Annotated in this window: 1 protein-coding gene; it reads left to right on the forward strand. The window is 71.8% G+C overall.

Annotation, left to right across the window (positions count from 1 at the left end; genetic code table 11):
- On the forward strand, window positions 1-1,094 hold a 1,094-nt coding region (gene iscB / locus IG98_RS0143885), incomplete at both ends, for an RNA-guided endonuclease IscB (protein WP_051753755.1).

Genomic DNA, 1,094 nt, shown 5'->3' on the forward strand with positions numbered 1-1,094 from the left:
CCGGACCGGACGGTACGCGATCCAGCTCGACCACCGGGGCGCGGCGATCCGCGACAGGCTCACCGCCCGCTCGCAGTATCGACGGCGACGCCGCAGCGCGAACCTGCGCTACCGCGCCCCCCGGTTCTCCAACCGCACCAAGCCGAAGGGGTGGCTCGCGCCATCGCTGCGACACCGCGTCGAGGGCACCCTGTCGTGGGTGGCACGGCTCACCCGCTGGGCGCCGGTGCGGGCCGTGCACGTCGAGCGGGTCTCCTTCGACACCCACGCCCTGTCGGCCGGGCAACCGCTCGAAGGGGTGGAGTACCAGCAGGGCACCCTCGCCGGATACGAGGCCCGCGAATACCTGCTGACCAAGTGGGGTCGGGCGTGCGCGTACTGCGGCAAACAGGACGTGCCGCTCAACCTCGACCACATCCACCCCCGTTCCCGGGGCGGCTCCGACCGGATCGGCAACCTGACCCTGGCGTGCATCGGCTGCAACCAGGCCAAGAACGCCACCCCGGTGGAGGAGTTCCTCACAGGCAAGCCCGCCCTCCTGGCGAGGATCCTCCGGCAGGCGAAGACTCCGCTGCGAGACGCAGCCGCCGTCAACACCACCCGGTGGGCGCTCTGGCGGGCCCTGGTGGTGACCACTCTGCCCGTTCACACCTCCTCCGGTGGCCGCACGAAGTGGAACCGCTCCCGCACCCAAGCGCCGAAGTCGCACACCCTTGACGCGTTGCACGTCGGCCACCTGGGAGGCGTCACCGCCTGGCCTTCGACGGTCCTGGTGGCCACGGCGACCGGGCGCGGCAGCTACGCCCGCACCCGCACCGACCGCTACGGCTTCCCCCGCCTGCGACTCCCCCGGACCAAGCAGGTCAAGGGGTTCGCCACCGGCGACCTGGTCCGCGCCGTCGTCCCGAGCGGCAAGAAGACCGGTGTCCACCGCGGCCGCGTCGCGGTCCGCTCCACCGGCAGTTTCAACGTCACCACCCGGCACGGCACCGTGCAGGGCATCGGCCACCGCCACATCCACCTGCTCCAACGAGCCGACGGCTACGGCTACACCACCCACCCAGAAGTGCGGCACCGTGCCGCGTTTCCTCCCG

It is taken from the genome of Streptosporangium amethystogenes, from assembly GCF_000721075.1.
GTDB lineage: Bacteria > Actinomycetota > Actinomycetes > Streptosporangiales > Streptosporangiaceae > Streptosporangium > Streptosporangium amethystogenes.